This window comes from Arthrobacter sp. UNC362MFTsu5.1 (assembly GCF_000685965.1).
Lineage (GTDB): Bacteria > Actinomycetota > Actinomycetes > Actinomycetales > Micrococcaceae > Arthrobacter.
Window position 1 is genome coordinate 97,414 of the sequence record NZ_JMLE01000012.1, and the last position, 16,022, is coordinate 113,435.

Annotated in this window: 14 protein-coding genes; 5 read left to right on the plus strand and 9 right to left on the minus strand. The window is 67.3% G+C overall.

The window, feature by feature from the left end:
* Positions 1 to 11 precede the first annotated feature (11 nt).
* The 3 genes from BS38_RS0113120 to BS38_RS0113130 form a co-directional block, all read right to left on the minus strand.
* Entirely contained in the window at positions 12 to 944 is a 933-nt protein-coding gene (locus BS38_RS0113120; protein ID WP_028271222.1) for a threonine/serine dehydratase, read from the minus strand.
* Entirely contained in the window at positions 941 to 1,759 is an 819-nt protein-coding gene (locus tag BS38_RS0113125; RefSeq protein ID WP_028271223.1) for an IclR family transcriptional regulator domain-containing protein, read from the minus strand. Before BS38_RS0113125 ends, BS38_RS0113120 begins: the two co-directional genes overlap by 4 nt.
* A gap of 151 nt (positions 1,760 to 1,910) precedes the next feature.
* Complete coding sequence (locus tag BS38_RS0113130; RefSeq protein WP_028271224.1) at positions 1,911 to 2,747, minus strand: shikimate dehydrogenase family protein; 837 nt, start codon at positions 2,745 to 2,747, stop codon at positions 1,911 to 1,913.
* 166 nt (positions 2,748 to 2,913) lie between these two features.
* Here BS38_RS0113130 and BS38_RS0113135 point away from each other — a divergent pair, with 166 nt between their 5' ends.
* On the plus strand, positions 2,914 to 4,242 hold the full coding sequence (locus BS38_RS0113135; RefSeq protein ID WP_028271225.1) for an MFS transporter: 1,329 nt from the start codon (positions 2,914 to 2,916) through the stop codon (positions 4,240 to 4,242).
* 32 nt (positions 4,243 to 4,274) lie between these two features.
* On the opposite strand, the gene BS38_RS0113140 is transcribed toward BS38_RS0113135, so the two are convergent.
* On the minus strand, positions 4,275 to 4,724 hold the full coding sequence (locus BS38_RS0113140) for a hypothetical protein (RefSeq protein ID WP_028271226.1): 450 nt from the start codon (positions 4,722 to 4,724) through the stop codon (positions 4,275 to 4,277).
* A 9-nt stretch (positions 4,725 to 4,733) separates the two neighbouring features.
* Positions 4,734 to 6,671 (minus strand): primary-amine oxidase, encoded by a 1,938-nt coding sequence (locus tag BS38_RS0113145; RefSeq protein ID WP_028271227.1) that lies wholly within the window; start codon positions 6,669 to 6,671, stop codon positions 4,734 to 4,736.
* Between the two features lie 126 nt (positions 6,672 to 6,797).
* Between BS38_RS0113145 and BS38_RS0113150 the strand changes: the two genes are divergently transcribed.
* On the plus strand, positions 6,798 to 7,394 hold the full coding sequence (locus BS38_RS0113150; protein ID WP_028271228.1) for a TetR/AcrR family transcriptional regulator: 597 nt from the start codon (positions 6,798 to 6,800) through the stop codon (positions 7,392 to 7,394).
* Between the two features lie 128 nt (positions 7,395 to 7,522).
* Positions 7,523 to 8,482 (plus strand): helix-turn-helix domain-containing protein, encoded by a 960-nt coding sequence (locus tag BS38_RS0113155; protein WP_028271229.1) that lies wholly within the window; start codon positions 7,523 to 7,525, stop codon positions 8,480 to 8,482.
* 12 nt (positions 8,483 to 8,494) lie between these two features.
* Here the strand turns inward: BS38_RS0113155 and gdhA are convergent, their stop codons facing one another.
* Positions 8,495 to 9,832: an NADP-specific glutamate dehydrogenase gene (gene gdhA / locus BS38_RS0113160; RefSeq protein WP_028271230.1), complete on the minus strand. Its 1,338-nt coding sequence runs from the start codon at positions 9,830 to 9,832 to the stop codon at positions 8,495 to 8,497.
* A gap of 204 nt (positions 9,833 to 10,036) precedes the next feature.
* Between gdhA and BS38_RS0113165 the strand changes: the two genes are divergently transcribed.
* The gene (locus tag BS38_RS0113165; RefSeq protein WP_028271231.1) at positions 10,037 to 10,747 is read left to right on the plus strand and encodes an AmiS/UreI family transporter; all 711 of its coding nucleotides are present in this window, start codon (positions 10,037 to 10,039) and stop codon (positions 10,745 to 10,747) included.
* Here the strand turns inward: BS38_RS0113165 and BS38_RS0113170 are convergent.
* Positions 10,724 to 12,199, minus strand: a complete 1,476-nt coding sequence (locus BS38_RS0113170) for an APC family permease (protein WP_028271232.1) — start codon at positions 12,197 to 12,199, stop codon at positions 10,724 to 10,726. The two genes, BS38_RS0113165 and BS38_RS0113170, sit on opposite strands and share 24 nt — an antisense overlap.
* 321 nt (positions 12,200 to 12,520) lie before the next feature.
* On the opposite strand from BS38_RS0113170, the gene BS38_RS0113175 reads away from it, so the two are divergent.
* On the plus strand, positions 12,521 to 13,930 hold the full coding sequence (locus BS38_RS0113175; protein WP_028271233.1) for an aldehyde dehydrogenase family protein: 1,410 nt from the start codon (positions 12,521 to 12,523) through the stop codon (positions 13,928 to 13,930).
* Between the two features lie 114 nt (positions 13,931 to 14,044).
* Here the strand turns inward: BS38_RS0113175 and BS38_RS0113180 are convergent, their stop codons facing one another.
* Positions 14,045 to 14,665 (minus strand): helix-turn-helix domain-containing protein, encoded by a 621-nt coding sequence (locus BS38_RS0113180; RefSeq protein ID WP_028271234.1) that lies wholly within the window; start codon positions 14,663 to 14,665, stop codon positions 14,045 to 14,047.
* Positions 14,666 to 14,710: 45 nt separating this feature from the next.
* Positions 14,711 to 15,967 (minus strand): allantoate amidohydrolase, encoded by a 1,257-nt coding sequence (locus tag BS38_RS0113185; RefSeq protein WP_043438593.1) that lies wholly within the window; start codon positions 15,965 to 15,967, stop codon positions 14,711 to 14,713.
* Positions 15,968 to 16,022: the final 55 nt, after the last annotated feature.

The window sequence follows — 16,022 nt, forward strand, 5'->3', positions numbered from 1 at the left end:
CCGCCAGGCCGTCAGAGCGTGGACGGGTCCGTGTTCGCGCCGCACAGGATCACGGCCACGCGCTCGCCTTCAGCCGGGACGTAGGCCCCGGAGGTCAGGGCGGCAAACGCCGCCGCCGCGCCATGCTCCACCACAATCCGGTAGTCGGCCCACAGCCGCGAGCGCGCGGCGACAATCTCGTCGTCGGACACCAGCACGCACGCCACGCCGGTCCGCACCGCGACGTCAAAACCGATCCGGCCGATCCGGCGCGCTCCCAGCGAGTCCGCGGCAATCCCGGAAACCGCAACATCCACCGGCTCACCTGCCGTCAGCGCGGCGTGCAGGGTGGGGGCGGTTGCGGGTTCCACTCCCACCACCCTGGCCAGGCCTTCGACGGCGGCTGCAATCCCGGCCATCAGGCCTCCGCCGCCCACGGCCACCAGTACGGTGTCCACTCCGCCCAGCTGTTCCAGCAGCTCCGAACCGACCGTGCCGGCACCGGCAGCGATTTCCGGCTGGTCGTAGGCGTGGCAGTATACGGCTCCGGTCTCGGCCGCGTAGGCGATGGCGGCGTCGTAGGCCACGGCATATTCGGCGCCGCGCTGGATCACCGTGGCGCCGGATTCCCGGAGTTTCTTCACCTTCATGGCGGGGGCGGTCTCCGGGACAAACACGGCGGCGGGCACTCCCGCCTGGGCTGCGGCGTAGGCGTTGGCCAGGCCGGCGTTGCCGCCCGAAGCCACCACAATGCCGACGTCCTCCTTGAGTTCGCCACGCTCGCGGCAGGCCAGCACGCGGTTGAATGCGCCCCGGGCCTTGAAGGTGCCGGTGTGCTGCATGAACTCGCACTTCAGCCAGACCGTCCCGGGGAAGCTGTCCGGATCCGCTTCGATTACGGGTGTGCGGCGCACCAGCCCGGCAATCCTGGCGGCGGCTTCGTCGACGTCGGACCGGGTGATCACCGCACTCCCCCGGCTGCAGCGCCGGATGGTGCGGTGGTGGTCGGAGCCGTGGCGCGCCCGCCGTAGTCATGGCCGATCTGTTGTGCGGCGTCCTGCAGGAACGGGACCACGGTCTTTTCGATGGCTTCCGCCGGAGCCCGGTGGGTCTGCAGTGACACGTTGACCGCGGCCACGACCTCGTGGCCGCGCCAGACCGGGACGGCCACCCCGCGCAGGCCTTCCTCCAGTTCCTGGGAGACCATGGACCAACCCCTGGTCCTGGCTTGTTCCACTTCGGCCTGGAGCTGTTCGAGCGTGCCGATTGAGCGCTCGGTGAACCGCTGCAGCTGGACGGAGTCGTAGTAGGTCTTCAGCTCGGTCTCGGACAACGCCCCCAGCAGCACGCGCCCCATGGACGTGGCCCAGGCCGGGAACCTGGTGCCCACGCTGATGGAGACGCTCAGGAGGCGGGGCGACGGAACGCACGCGACATACACCACGTCGGTGCCGTCGAGGATGCACAGGGACGTTGTCTCGTTCAGCTCCGCGGCCAGCGACTTCAAGTGCGGCTCGGCGATTCTGGGGAGCGCAAGGTTGGCCAGGAAGGACTGCCCGATGTCCAGCGAGCGGGGGGTCAGCTCGAAGTGGGACCCCTCGGCGCGAAGATAGCCAAGGTCGGTGAGCGTCATCAGGAACCTCCGGGCCGAGGCCCTGGTCATGTCCGATTTCGCGGCGACCTGGGACACCGTCAGGCGGGGTTCGTCCGGAGCGAAGGCACGCAGTACGTCGAAGGCCTTCTCCACCGACTTCACGAAGTATGCGGGTTGTTCCGCCATGGAATCGTTTGCCCTTCCTGAAGCTCACATCCGGCGCCCGCAGACGCATGGCCGCAGGCTTGTTTCGATCATATCCGGCCCCTAACCGCCGCACGACCGCGCAAACAGCAGGGTCCAACCCCCGGCCAGCTCCGTCATTTCCCCGGATCGGTCAGCCGTCCGCCCGGATATGCGTCAGTGTCCGGCCCAGGAGCTGTCCGGTCTCCGGCGCCAGGCCAAGAATGGGGATCATGGCCGCCGCCTGCGCCCGAAGGTGGTCCCACCCGTCGGCGCACGCCAGCCCCTGCGCCTTGGCGCTGGCGATGGTTGCGGTGGTGTGGCCCGCGTAGACGAAGTCATAGACAAAGGCATCCGGGGAGAGCCGTGCCTGCCCCCAGGCCGGTTCATCATCAGCGCCCTTGCCGAGGGGCGTCGCGTTGACGATCAGGGATGCGCCGGGCGCGTGGTCCCGGGATTCGGCCCAGGACACGGCGGTGGCTTTTATGCCCAGGCTGGTGGCAAGGTCCACCAGCTGCTGCGATGCCCCCGGGTCCTTGTCCGTCACTGTGACCCGGTCAGCCAGCCCCGCGAGTGCCACCAGCGTTGCGCGTGCGGCGCCGCCCGCCCCGAGCATCAGGGCGTGCCGCTGGTGCCGGCCACCCAGGAGTTCGACGACGGCGGTGATGTCAGTATTGTGCGCATTCAGCCTCCGGCCGTCCCGGACCAGGAGGTTGGAGGCTCCGCTGAGCCGGACCGGTTCGGTGACGGAGTCAGCAGTTCCGGCGGCCCACTGCTTGTGGGGCATCGTCACATTGGCGGCCACGACGTCGGCCTCCAGCATCGCGGCACGGACGCCGGACATGTCCTGTCCGGCAGGCACGTCCCATGCCTCGTACGTCCAGCTGCTCCCGAGCTCCTCGAAGACCGGGCCCCACAGCCCGGGCGACATGGCGCTTGAAGCAGCCGAGCCGATAAGGAACAAACGGTGTGCGGGCGTTCGGTTCTCCATAGTGACCCTCTCATGTGAAAGACGCAGTCGGGTTGCCCGGTCAGGAAAGTGTTGTGAGGCACCTCACTCTGCGGTACTCTATTCCATAATCGCATACCGCACAGCTGTTCGGAATGCGCACAAATAAGAAATTCAAACAGTCTTTCAACGCGGAGGGACCAGCATCATGACCAACACAGCCACAGGCGCCGGCATCGGAGCCGAGCAGCGCCAGCTCAAGAGGGCCAAGAAGGCAGCCCTGGCCGCGTTCCTCGGCGGCGCCCTTGAGTACTACGACTTCTTCATCTACGCCACTGCGGCGTCGCTGGTCTTTTCCAAGATCTTCTTCCCGTCGGGCGACCCCACGGTCGCCCTGATCGCCTCGTTCGCCACCTTCGGCGTGGCGTATGTGGCACGGCCTTTCGGCGCAGTGGTCTTCGGGCACCTGGGTGACAAGATCGGCCGCAAGAACACCCTGGTGCTGACGCTGGTCCTGATGGGTTCGGCCACGTTCCTCATCGGCGTGCTGCCCGATTTCAACACCGCCGGCTACTGGGCTCCCGCCCTGCTGGTTCTCCTGCGCCTCATGCAGGGCCTCTCTGCCGGGGCCGAAACCGCGGGCGCCTCGGCACTGTCCACCGAGGAAGCCCCCGAAGGACGCCGCGGCTTCTTCGCCAGCTTCGCCATGAGCGGCATCTCCGCCGGCATTGTCCTGGCCTCGCTGGCGTTCCTCCCCGTGGCGGCCATGAGCGAAGCGGACCGCCTGGCCTGGGGCTGGCGCATCCCGTTCTGGCTCTCGCTGGTGGTGCTGATCGTTGCGTACCTTGTCCGCCGCTCACTGGAGGAACCAGAGGTCTTCGAGGAAAAGCACGATCACGGCGAACTGGTGAAACTGCCCTTCGCCAAGATGTTCAAGACCCACCCGGCACAGTTCTTCCAGGTGGCCCTGATGTCCTTTGAAACCGTCACGAACACGTTTATGCAGTCCTTCGGCCTGGCCTACGCCGTTTCCGTGGGCGTGCCGGCCTCCACCATGCTCTGGGTCAGCATCACGGGCAACATCATCGCCGTCGTATCCCAGCCGTTCATGGCCTGGCTCTCCGACAGGTACGGCCGCCGCCCGATCTTCATCACCGGCGTCCTGGGTTCAGGCGTGATGATCTTCGTCTACTTCTCCGTGATTTCCACGGGCAACATCCCCATGATCTTCCTGACCAGCACCCTGATCACCGCAGGCACCTACGCCATGTCCAACGCCATCTACCCGGCCTGGTTCTCGGAACTGTTCAACGTCAAGGTCCGCTATTCCGGCATGGCCATCGGCCTGCAGGTCGGCATCCTGTGCGCCGGCTTCACCCCGCTGCTCGGCACCGCCCTCGTCGGCGCAGACAAGGCGAACTGGGGCCCCGCCGCCTGGATCGTGGCCGCCTCCTCGCTCCTGGCCGTGGCCGGTGCCTACTGGGCCCGCGAGACCAGCAGGACCCCGCTGCGCGAACTGGGAAACTCGGTCCGCTAGCGGAGGACCGCCAACGGCCCGCCTCCGGCGCCTTACGGGCGCCGGAGGCGGGCCAGCAGCGTCGCGGCGAGCAGCGCCGTCGTAAGTTCCAGGGCAAGGACGGCGAGCAGCCCGCCGGCGGACGAGCCAGCATCAGCCGGCACCCCGGAGACTCCGTGGCCGTGGGCGTGTGACCCGGCGCCGGACGCTGTCCCCAGCAACAGGTAAGCGTGCAGCGCCGTCATGGCCAGCGCGCACGCCATGACCTGGCGCAGTGACCCAACCCGGCCCTCGCGCCAGATGTGCACGGCGCACGGCAGGCAGACCCCCACCATGGCCAGCATCAGCAGGTTCAGCCACAGGCCGTGCTGGTTTCCCATCACGAGCCAGAGGTGCACCAGGCTGGACGCGGCCGTCGCCGCGGCCACGATGCGCACGTGTGCACCGGGGCGGGGGTGGAGGATGGGGCCGGCGGTCCGGCCCCATCCCCGGAGGGCGGTCATGGCTCCTGCCTAGCCGTGGCAGTGTCCGCCGGCGGCGGGCCCGGCGTTCGGGTTGGCCGGGACGTCCAGCACGGGGCTGCGGTCAAAGAACCCTTCCGGACGCAGCTTGAAGCCGACCGTGTCCACCGGCATGATGGGCCAGTCCTCGATCCGGGGGAAGTGGGTCAGGCCGAAGGTGTGCCACACCACGATGTCCTGGCCGTCAATCTCGCGGTCCTGGGCGACGTAGGCCGGAAGGCCCGCTCCCCCGGAGTGCTGGTTCACGAAATCGCCGGTGGGGTACCGCTCGTCCTCCGCGAACCGGGTGACCCACAGGTCCTTGGTGGCGAACGCCGCCCGGCGGGCAATGGAGGACTCCGGATCGGCCAGGAGCGTGGGCTGGCCCTGGGCATGCAGTTTGTAGCCGACCGGTTCGCCCAGGCGGTTGCGGGACTCCGGGTTGGAGATGATCCACGTCCGGCCGCTGCGGGCGTCGGCTTCCCGGACGGCTTCGGACTCCCGGCCCAGGACGGTCCGTTTCCGGGAGAAGGCGTTGCCGCGTTCGTTGCCTTCGCCCATGGGCTGGCGGACCACGTCTTCCTCCTCCACCCGGTTGGTGAAGCCGTCGATCGCCATGTCCAGGCGGGCGCTGAAGAGGTGCTGGTGGAACGGCGCGCCGAGCCCGGGGGCCAGCTGGGAGATGTTGGCCGAGCCGCCTTCGGGGAACGCGCTGGTGAAGACGACGCCGGTGGCCTTGGCCTCGAATTCGATGGTGCCGTCGAGGTACAGGTACCAGTAGAAGCCGTAGTCGTAGTTGCCGATGGTGGTGAAGAAGGAGATGACCAGGCGGCGGTTGCGCCGGGTGTAGTTGATGCCCGTCCAGAGGTCGGAGTGCTTGGCCAGGATGCCCCAGTCCTCCTCATGCATGCAGATGCCGTTACGGATTTCGCGCGGATTGCCGAACGCGTCGCTGATCACCGGGCTGAGGTAGGTGATCTCCCCGAGGCAGTCGCAGCCCAGTTCGAGCGAGTTGGCGTATTGGCCCACCAGGTATTCGCCGGTGTCGAAGTAGTTCTGCCAGGACCGGATGGGCGACGGGTCGCCGTAGGGAACCACCATCTCGGCGATGGACGCGCGGTTGATGATGGGCCGCAGACGGTCGCCGTCCTGGAAGGCCAGGTTGTGCAGCACCACACCCTCGCGGACATCGAAGCCGACGTCCACGCTCCACTTTTCCCACTCCACGTGGTTGCCGCCGGTGACCGTGAAGCTGGGACCCTCGGGCTGGGTGATGTGGAGCGGCTTCTGGGTGGTGCGGAGCGGGCCGGTGAGCTCGGGATCGGTGTAGTTGCCGTGCTCGGCGGGAACCGGAACGACGCCGGTATCCAGGACCTGCGTGACTTCCTTGCTGACCACGTCGACGTACGCCACGAGTCCGTCCACGGGATGCGCCCAGGCGCTGTCTTCGGGAAAGTCCTGCACGAAGGCCAGGCCACGGAGGATGCGGCGGCCTTTCTCCTCCGGGTACTCGAAGACTCCGGCGGACAGCGGGGCAACGCGGACTTTGCTGACGTCCAGGTTTCGGTCGGCCAGGGCCTTTAGCCACCGCTCATCGGAGGCCAGGAGTTCCTCGACCACCTCGAACTCCTCTTCCAGCACGGGCAGTTCGCCGGCGACGGCGGTGTCCAGTTCGACGGCGGAGGTCACCTCGCCGCGGGTGGCGGAGACCGTCACATCGAGGGGACGGCCCCCGGACACGTCGTGGATGAACACCCGGAAGCGCCGGTCCTCCGAACCCGGGGTTTCCGGCGGTGCCGGGCGCCGCGCCGGGTCCAGCAGGCCGAGGTAGGCGATCCGCTTTTCCGTACCGAGGAGTCCTCCGGCACGCAGGATGCCCTGGACTTCGGTGATCTCCCCGCCCGTTGCCAGGCGGTACGGGGCGGCTGTGTCAGTTGGTGCAAGTGTCATGAGCGCTGCCTTTGTCCGGGACCGTGTTGGGGTCGGGATTTTTATTTTCTATAGTTGTAGAGAATAAACGGTCCGTAAGATGGATCACAAGGGTTCGATACAAAAAAGTTCCGGGGGATCACCAGAGTGCCAAAGATTGTTGACCATGATGAACGGCGCCTGGAACTGGTGGATGCGACCTGGCGGATCATCGCCAGGCTGGGCATCGAAGGCGCCACGATGCGGGAAATCGCCCTCGAGGCCGGCTTTGCCAACGGCGCACTGAAGCCCTACTTCCCCACCAAGGACACGCTGCTGACGTTCGCGTTCCGGCACGTCTTCAACAGGACCAACGAGCGCATCCGGGAGGTCACGGCGGGCAAGGCCGGGATTGAAGCACTCCGGGCGTTTTGCGTGGAGGTGCTGCCGCTGGACGCCGAGCGGGTCAATGAAGCGCGGATTGTGGTCCCGTTCTGGCAGAAGGCCATCAATGACCCGGAAAAAGCCGCCATCCACCGCGAGTCCATGGACCAGTGGCACGCCGCGATCCTCGGGCACCTGGCGGAGGCGAGGACGCAAGGGGACGTGGGTGCCGCCGTCGACGATTCAGCCGTTGCCGGCCACCTGCTGAACATGCTGCTGGGCGCGCAGATAGCAGCCGCCCTCGCCCCGGACAACGAGGCGGACCTGGGCCTGGGCGACCAGCTGGAAGCATTCCTGACCCTCCTTCGGGCGGGTTCATAATTCTTTTTTCGACGATGGGCGAAAAAAGATGACAACGCCCGCCGTGGCCGCTAACCTGAAATGACTGTGTCGCAGGACACAGCCTGGGGGACCAACTTTCAGATGGCTATCCGGCGTCAGGAACATCCATGTCTGCAACCACAGCCCGCCCGGCGGGCCAGGAACTCACCTCCAGCGTGGCCACCTCATTCGACCACTGGCGGCACCTTGTGGCGGAGTCCTTCGTGCCGCTGGCCGCCGACACGGATCAGCCGGACACCTTCCGCGGCCGGATGCGATCCAGGGTGTTGGACCGGCTGTGCATCGTGGAGGTGTCCGCCTCGGGCCACAATGTCCACCGCACACCGGCCCTGGTGGCCCGGCCCGGCCAGCGCTATTTCAAACTCAATCTCCAGCTGGAGGGCACCGGACTCCTCATCCAGGACAACCGCGAGGCAGTGCTGCGCCCCGGCGACCTCGCCATTTACGACACCAACCGCCCCTACACGCTGGCGTTCGAAGAGCAGGCGCGGGTCATGGTGGTCATGTTCCCGCACGATTCGCTGACCCTGCCCCCGGACTACGTCGGGCAGCTCGCGGCCGTCCGGCTGGCAGGCGGGCACGGGCTGGCGGGCATCGTAGGCCCCTTCATTGCCCGGCTGGCAGAGAACCTTGAAGCCCTCAGCGGCCCCAGCGGATCACGGCTGGCCGCCAACGCCCTGGACCTCGTGTCCACCATGCTGCACTCGGAGCTGGACATGGCGCGGGAGAGCATGAAGCCTCAGGTGCTGCTGGCATCGTCCGTGCGCGAATACATCGAGGCCAACCTCGCCGATCCCCAGCTCTCGCCCGCCAGCATTGCGGCGGCACACTTCATCTCCACCCGGCACCTGCACAACATCTTCCACGAATCGGGCGCCACTGTTGCCAGCTGGATCCGGAGCCAGCGGCTGGAGCGCATCCGCCGCGACCTGAGGGATCCGCTGCTCCACAGCACCTCCGTGGGGGCAGTCGCCGCCCGCTGGGGGTTCCTCGATGCGGCGCATTTCAGCCGCACGTTCCGGGATGCCTACGGCGAATCCCCCAGCGACTGGCGCCGCGGCGCCTAGATCAGCCCCCTGCTAGATCAGCCCCTGGGCCAGCATGGCGTCGGCCACCTTGACGAAGCCGCCGATGTTGGCGCCCAGCACGTAGTTGCCCGGCTCACCGTATTCGTCGGCCGTCGAAGCGCAGCGGTGGTGGATCCCCACCATGATGTCCGTGAGCCGCTGTTCCGTGTGTTCGAAGGACCAGGAGTCACGGCTCGCGTTCTGCTGCATTTCCAGCGCGGACGTCGCCACGCCGCCCGCATTGGCTGCCTTGCCCGGGCCGAACAGTACGCCGGCTTCCTGGAAGACCGCCACGGCTTCGCGGGTGGACGGCATGTTGGCGCCTTCGCCGATGGCGACCAGGCCGTTGCGGACCAGCCTCGCGGCAGCATCGCCGTCGAGCTCGTTCTGCGTGGCGCACGGCAGCGCCACCGTCGCGTCGACGTCCCAGACCGAACCGGCCTCCACGTAGGCGACGCCGGAACGGCGCAGCGCGTAATCCTTCAGGCGCCCGCGCTCCACTTCCTTGACCTGGCGGAGGAGCCCGACGTCGATGCCCGCCTCGTCCACGATGTAGCCGGAAGAGTCGGAGCAGGCCACCACCGTGGCACCGAGCGACTGGGCCTTGGCGACGGCGTTGATGGCCACGTTGCCGGAACCGGAAACCACCACGCGCTGCCCGTCGAAGGACGTTCCGCGGGTCTTCAGCATCTCCTCGGTGAAGATCACGGTGCCGAAGCCGGTGGCCTCGGGCCGGACCAGCGAGCCGCCCCAGGAGATGCCTTTGCCGGTCAGGACGCCGGATTCGTAGCGGTTGGTGATGCGCTTGTACTGGCCGAAGAGATAGCCGATTTCGCGCCCGCCGACGCCTATGTCGCCGGCCGGCACGTCGGTGTATTCGCCGATGTGGCGGTACAGCTCGGTCATGAAGGACTGGCAGAACCGCATGACTTCGGCGTCGCTGCGGCCGCGGGGGTCGAAGTCCGAGCCGCCCTTGCCGCCGCCGATGGGCATGCCGGTGAGGGCGTTCTTGAAGATCTGCTCGAAGCCAAGGAACTTCACAATGCCCAGGTAGACGGACGGGTGGAAACGCAGGCCGCCCTTGTAGGGGCCGAGTGCGGAGTTGAACTCCACCCGGAAGCCGCGGTTGATCTGCACGCGGCCCTGGTCATCGGTCCACGGCACCCGGAAGATGATCTGGCGTTCGGGTTCGCAGAGCCGTTCCAGGATGGCCGCTTCAAGGAATTCGGGGTGCCGGTCATGGACGGGGCCCAGGCTTTCGAAGACCTCGACCACCGCCTGGTGGAACTCCGCTTCTCCCGGGTTCCTGGCCAGGACGGTGTCCCTGATGGCCTCGAGCCGTGCATCCATGATGATTCCTAACGTCGAACCGGGCGCGGCAAATCTCCGGCATACGCGGACCGGCGCCTTTTTATTGAAACTTCAACATAGCCAATTGTGACTGCCCGGGCCTCGCATGACCAATCAGCCCTCCACTAACCTCCGTATTGTGACATTCAATTTCCATCAAACGAAAATTACAGGCCTGGTTCAGCGTCCGGCCGGGAACTTCTGATGAACCACATTTGCCTGCTCCTCTCCGGAGCCGCGCTCCTGCTCAACGGCCTCGCGGCGCTGGATCTCCTCCCCCGCCGGGACGCGGCCGTGTTCAGCCTGGTCACCGGCAGCACCCAGCTGCTCCTCGCCGTTGCATACCTGGGGACCGCCGGCGGCGGTGACGGTACTGCCGGCGGCGGCGGAACGGCGATTCTGCTCGGAGCGGCCGGGATGTTCCTTTTCGGGCTGACCTACGCCTACGTTGGGCTGGATTTCCTCCTGGGACTGGGGTCCCGGGGCCTTGGCTGGTTCTGCGGGATGGTGGCCGGGTGCGGCCTCCTGCTCGCCGCGTCCTGGTCCGCGGAGGATCCGCTCCTGGCCGTGCTCTGGCTCTGCTGGACCTACCTGTGGCTGCTGTTCTTCCTGCAACTGGCCCTCGGGATTGAACGGCTCACGCCGCTCATTGGCTGGTCCCTGATCCTCACGAGCCAGGCATCGGCCACGGTCCCGGCGCTGCTGGGCATCACCGGGCGCTGGCCCGATGGTCCCGAAGCACCGGCGACGGCGACGGCGGCGGTGGGCGCCACGGCGGCCCTGGCCGCGCTTCTGCTGCTGGCCGGTTACCTCGCGTGGCGCGGGCGCCAAACCGCCGCCCGCGCCGCCGTCGTCCTTTCCGTTGCCTGTCCTGATGTCTCTGCCAGCGCGCTACCCGGCGAACTCAAGCGCTGACGCCCGGATCTGCTTTTCCACCCGGATCTCCACCAGGACACCGGCCAGGAACAGTGCGGGGACGGCCACCAGCAGGCCCACTGCCGTTTCCGTGCTGCCTCCGATGAGGGACGTGAAGTTGCTGACCACCAGGTACAGCACCCACGCCAGCAGCACGGAAGCCAGCACCGGGGCGATCAATGTCTGCCATTGCTGGCCGGTCACCTTTTCCCGGCGGAAGTAGGCGACGACGGCAAGGGAGGAGAGCATGTACAGCACCAGCAGCGCCGCGACGGCGAGGCCGCTGAACCAGGAGAAGAGGGTCAGGACCGGGTCCAGCCCCAGCAGCGCGAACGGCGCCACCAGCAGGACCGCAACGATGGTCTGGATCCAGGCCGCCGCAGCCGGGGCGCGGTGCTTGTTGGTCCGGGCAATGACTGCCGGCATGGAGCCGCGCAGGGCCAGCGAGTGCAGGTAGCGGTTGATGCCGTTGTGGAAGGCAATGATGCCGGCCAGCAGCGAGGTCACCAGCAGGACTCCGGCCGTGATCCCTGCCCAGGGTCCGAACATTTCAACGATGGGGCCGATCACGAAGGAGGTGGCGTCCCCCGATTCCAGGGCGGCACCCGCAGCATCCACCACGTGGGACGGCCCGTAGAAGCTGACCAGCATCCAGGTGATGAAGGAGAAGAACACAGCGATGATGCCCACGGACAGATAGGTGGCCCGCGCAACCGTCTTGTGCGGGTCCTTGGCTTCGGCGGAGTAGATGGCCGTGGACTCGAAACCGAACATGGAGGCCACCGCGAACATAATGGCGACGCCGGGGGCTCCGCTGGCGATGGCTTCCGGCGCGAACGACGCGGCGATGTCCAGCCCTTCGGGGCCGCCGCCTTTGAACAGCACGGAGAATCCGAACATCAGCAGGATGGCCACTTCCAGGCCCACCAGGACGGCAAGGACGCGGGCGCCGAGTTCGATGTTCTTGGATCCCAGGACCTGGACGCCAGCCATGGTGATGACGGCGAGCAGCCACCAGGGAACAGTTATGCCGGCGGATGCCAGCAGGCCGGAGAAGGCCGCGCCGTACAGTCCGTACATTGCCGCCTGCACCGTGCTGTAGGCGAGCAGGGCAAGCCAGGCCGCTCCGGCACCGGCCTTGCGCCCGAATGCTGCGGTCACGTAGGCGTAAAAGGCGCCGTTGGTCTGTACTTTCCGGCTCATGGCCACAAAGCCGACGGCGAAGATGACAATGACGACGCCCACCACGAGGTAGGCACCCGGTGCGCCGGCGCCGTTGCCGAGCGCGGCCGCGAGCGGTGCAGCTCCCACGATGCCGGTCAGCGGGGCCTGGGCGGAGAGGACAAAGAACAGAATGCCCAGGACTCCGATGCTTCCTGCGCGCAGGGCGGTGGAGTGTTCCTGGCGTGAACCGGGTTCCGCGGTTCGGGATTCGGGATTCGAAATACTCATTGGATCCTTCTTAACGGTCATGAGTGCTGGGGAAAAGAGCTGGGGCAAAATTCGTGGGACAGCTGCCGGGCCCGGGCAAAGGTGCCGGTGATGCGCACCGTGTAATCCAGCATGGCAGCCGGCGCCGGACCCGGCTTGTCGTGCAGCGATCAGTTGTTGTTCCTGAGCGCAGCGTGGTTCAGGGCCGGCCGTTCTGTTCGCCACCGGTCAAGCGCCGTACGCGGATACACAAGACCCGCGCCGCCCGCCGGAGCACGCTTAAGGCAGCGCTGTTAGGCCGTTCCGGCCGCGTTCTCTGACCTACTCGAAGTGGAGTACCCCATGGAAACCTACGATGCCCTGCTGGCCTCGATCACCCCGGACACCGGCGAAACCCGGACCATCCTGGACCCCGCCACCGGGGAACCCGTAGGCGAGGCGCCGGTCCACAGCGTCGAGGACCTCGAGGCGGCCATCGCCGCCGCCGCAGCCGCCCAGCCCGCGTGGGCAGCACTGGGCCACGACGCCCGGTCCGCCGCGCTCCTCAAAGCAGCCGACGCCGTCGAACGTTCCGCCGAAGAACTCGCCCGGCTGCTCTCCCGCGAGCAGGGCAAACCGCTGAACGGCCCCAACGCCCGCTTCGAAGTCGGCGCCTGTGCCGCATGGCTGCGCGTCGCCGCCGGCACCCCGCTGGAGGCGGAAGTGGTGGTGGACGACGGCGAAACCCGCGCCGAACTGCACTACCGGCCCATCGGCGTCGTGGGCGCGATCGGGCCGTGGAACTGGCCCATGATGATCACCGTCTGGCAGATCGCCCCCGCCCTGCGCATGGGCAACGCCGTGGTGGTCAAGCCCTCCGAATACACGCCGCTGTCCGTCCTGGCCCTGGCCAAGGTCCTGAACGAGGAACTCCCCGAAGGCCTCCTGACCGTCGTCTCCGGCGGGCGCGACGTCGGCGCCCGGCTGGCCGGACACCCCGCGATCGGCAAGGTCATGTTCACCGGCTCCACCGCCACCGGCAAGGCCATCATTCGCTCGTCCTCGGATACGGTCAAGCGCCTCACCCTGGAACTGGGCGGCAACGACGCCGGCATCGTCCTGCCCGACGCCGACCCGAAAGCCATTGCCGAGGGGTTGTTCTGGGGAGCCTTCATCAACACCGGCCAGACCTGCGCGGCCCTGAAGCGGCTCTACGTGCACGACTCGCTGTATGAGGCCGTGTGCGAGGAACTCACCAGCGTGGCCGCCGCGATGCCCATGGGCAACGGCCTGGACGAAAACAACGTCCTCGGCCCGCTGCAGAACCGGCAGCAGTACGAGATCGTGGCCCGGCTCGTGGACGCAGCCCGGAACTCCGGCGCTAGGATCCTGCTCGGCGGCAACCCGGACCCGGACCAGCCCGGCCACTTCTACCCCGCCACCCTCGTGGCAGAGATCGACAACAACAACCCGCTGGTGGCCGAGGAACAGTTCGGCCCGGCCCTGCCAATTATCCGCTACAGCGACGTGGACGAGGCCGTCACCATGGCCAACGCGCTCGACGTCGGACTCGGAGCCTCCGTCTGGTCCTCCGACCCGGCGCGGGCACGCGAAATCGCGGCCCGGCTCGAGGCCGGCACCGTCTGGATCAACAAACACGGCGCCGTGGACCCGCGTGTCCCGTTCGGAGGCGCCAAGCAATCCGGCTACGGCCTGGAATTCGGCGTCGAAGGCCTCAAGGCCCTGGGCGTGCCGCAGGTGATCAACGGCTGATGCGCACGGCCGGGCCGTCCGGCTGTCCCGTCACGAATCCGGGGCTTGTCCGCAGATCCTCACCATCAAGGTTAGGAATGGCGGACAAGCCTCGGATGTTTAACGGAGAACCGGTTACTTCGCGGCGATCGCCAGGAACCTGATGGGCAGGTCCAGCAGTTCCAGCGGGCCGTGGGGGCCTTCGCCGTCGAGAAGCAGCGAGTCACCGGCCTCCATGGTGTATTCGTAGGCACCGTGGCCGTAGACCATCCTGCCGGAGAGCATGTAGATGAATTCGGTGCCCGGGTGCTGGAAGAGCGGAAAGACGTCGGAAGCGTCCGTCAGGGTGACCAGCGTGGGTTCGAGGGCGTCGGTGCGGCCCTTGAGGGTGCCCAGCACGCGGTACTCGTGGCCGTGCTGTGTTCCGCTCCGGACGGTCAGGCTGCCCTGGCCGCTTTTGGTGAAGGTGGCATCCCGGTCCGTGTCGGCGCCCCTGAAGAGCGCGGTGACGGGGATCTTCAGCCCATCTGCCAGCCGCTGCAACGTGGTCAGCGAACAGGACGTGCTGGCGGTTTCGATTTTGGAGATCATCGCTTTGGACAGTCCGGTCCTGGCTGCCAGTTCGGCAGAGGAGAGCCCGTTCGTGGTCCGGTAGTGGCGGACCTGTCCGGCGATGACCCGTTCAAGTTTGCCGGGCCCCTCTTCGGTCGCAGGCCTCTCGGCTGCGGCTCTCTCTTCGCCAGTCTGGTTCGTCATCCTGCCATCTTAGGTGGCTGACCGGCCCCTACCCGAGCACGGTTCCTACCCGAGCCTCCGGGCTTCGCCCACCAGCCCAGCCAGGGTGTCCGCCAGGGCCAGGGCTCCTGCTTCCGCATCGGCATCCTCCACCAGTTCCTCGGGTGAATGTGAGATGCCGGTGGGGTTCCTGACGAACAGCATGGCGGTGGGGATGTGGCCGGCGAGGACACCGGCGTCGTGGCCTGCCCCGGTGTCCAGGACCGGCGCGTCCGGGAGCAGGGTCCTGAGCCGGTCACGCAGGCCGGTGTCGAAGTGCACGGTGGGGCTCAGCGATTCCACGCCGAAGCTCACCGCGCACCCTTCCTCGGCGGCAATGACCTGGGCGTTGAGGTGGATGGATTCCACCAGGGCCGCGGTCACTTCGTCCCGCGGATGCCGCAGGTCGATCCACAGATCCACCCGGGAGGCGATCACATTGGTCCCGCCGGGCACGGGCTGCAGCCTGCCGACGGTGGCCCGCGCGTCCTTGTAGTTCCTCGCCGTGTCCCGGATGCCGATCATGATTTTGGCTGCGGCAATCATCGGGTCCCTGCGGTCCTTCATCAGCGTGGTTCCGGCGTGGTTGCCCTGGCCGGTCACCGAGAGCTTCCACCGGCCGTGGCCCAGGATGGACGAGCCGATGGCCACCGGCTGGCGGAGGTCGGCCAGTCCCCTCCCCTGTTCGACGTGGAGTTCAACGAACATGCCCAGCTGCTGGAGGGTTTTGTGGTCGGCGCCGATGAACCGGGGGTCCTGCCCGTTGGCAGCGGCAACGTCGGCGTAGGTGTTGCCGTCCGCGTCTTTGAGGTTGCGCGCCTTGTTGGGGTCCAGGGCTCCGGTGAGCAGCCGGGAGCCCAGGCAGGCGACGCCGAAGCGGGAGCCTTCCTCCTCGGGAAAGACGGCGATTGCCAGCGGCTTCCGGGGGCGGAGGCCCCGGCTTTTCAGGATGTCGACGGCGACCAGCGCCGATGCGACGCCGAGGGGGCCGTCGTACTCGCCGCCGCCGGGGACGGAATCGAGGTGGCTTCCGGTGACGACGGCGTCCCTGCGCGTGCCGGTGGCAGTGTCCCACCAGGCCCAGATGATCCCGTTGTTGTCGGTGCTGACGTCCAGCCCGCGCCGCCCGGCCTGCTCGATGAACCAGCCGCGCAGGTCGGTTTCGGCGTTCGAGAAGACCGGGCGGGAGTATCCGCCGCGGCGCGAGTCTGTGCCGACGCCGGAGATGTCCCGCATCAGGCCGGAGACGGTGTCGGTTGCAGGTTTGGTCGCAGAAGAGGTCACGGGCGGTTCCGTTCGATAGGTGTTTGCAGGTGCAGGAGCTGGCCGTTCAGCCGGC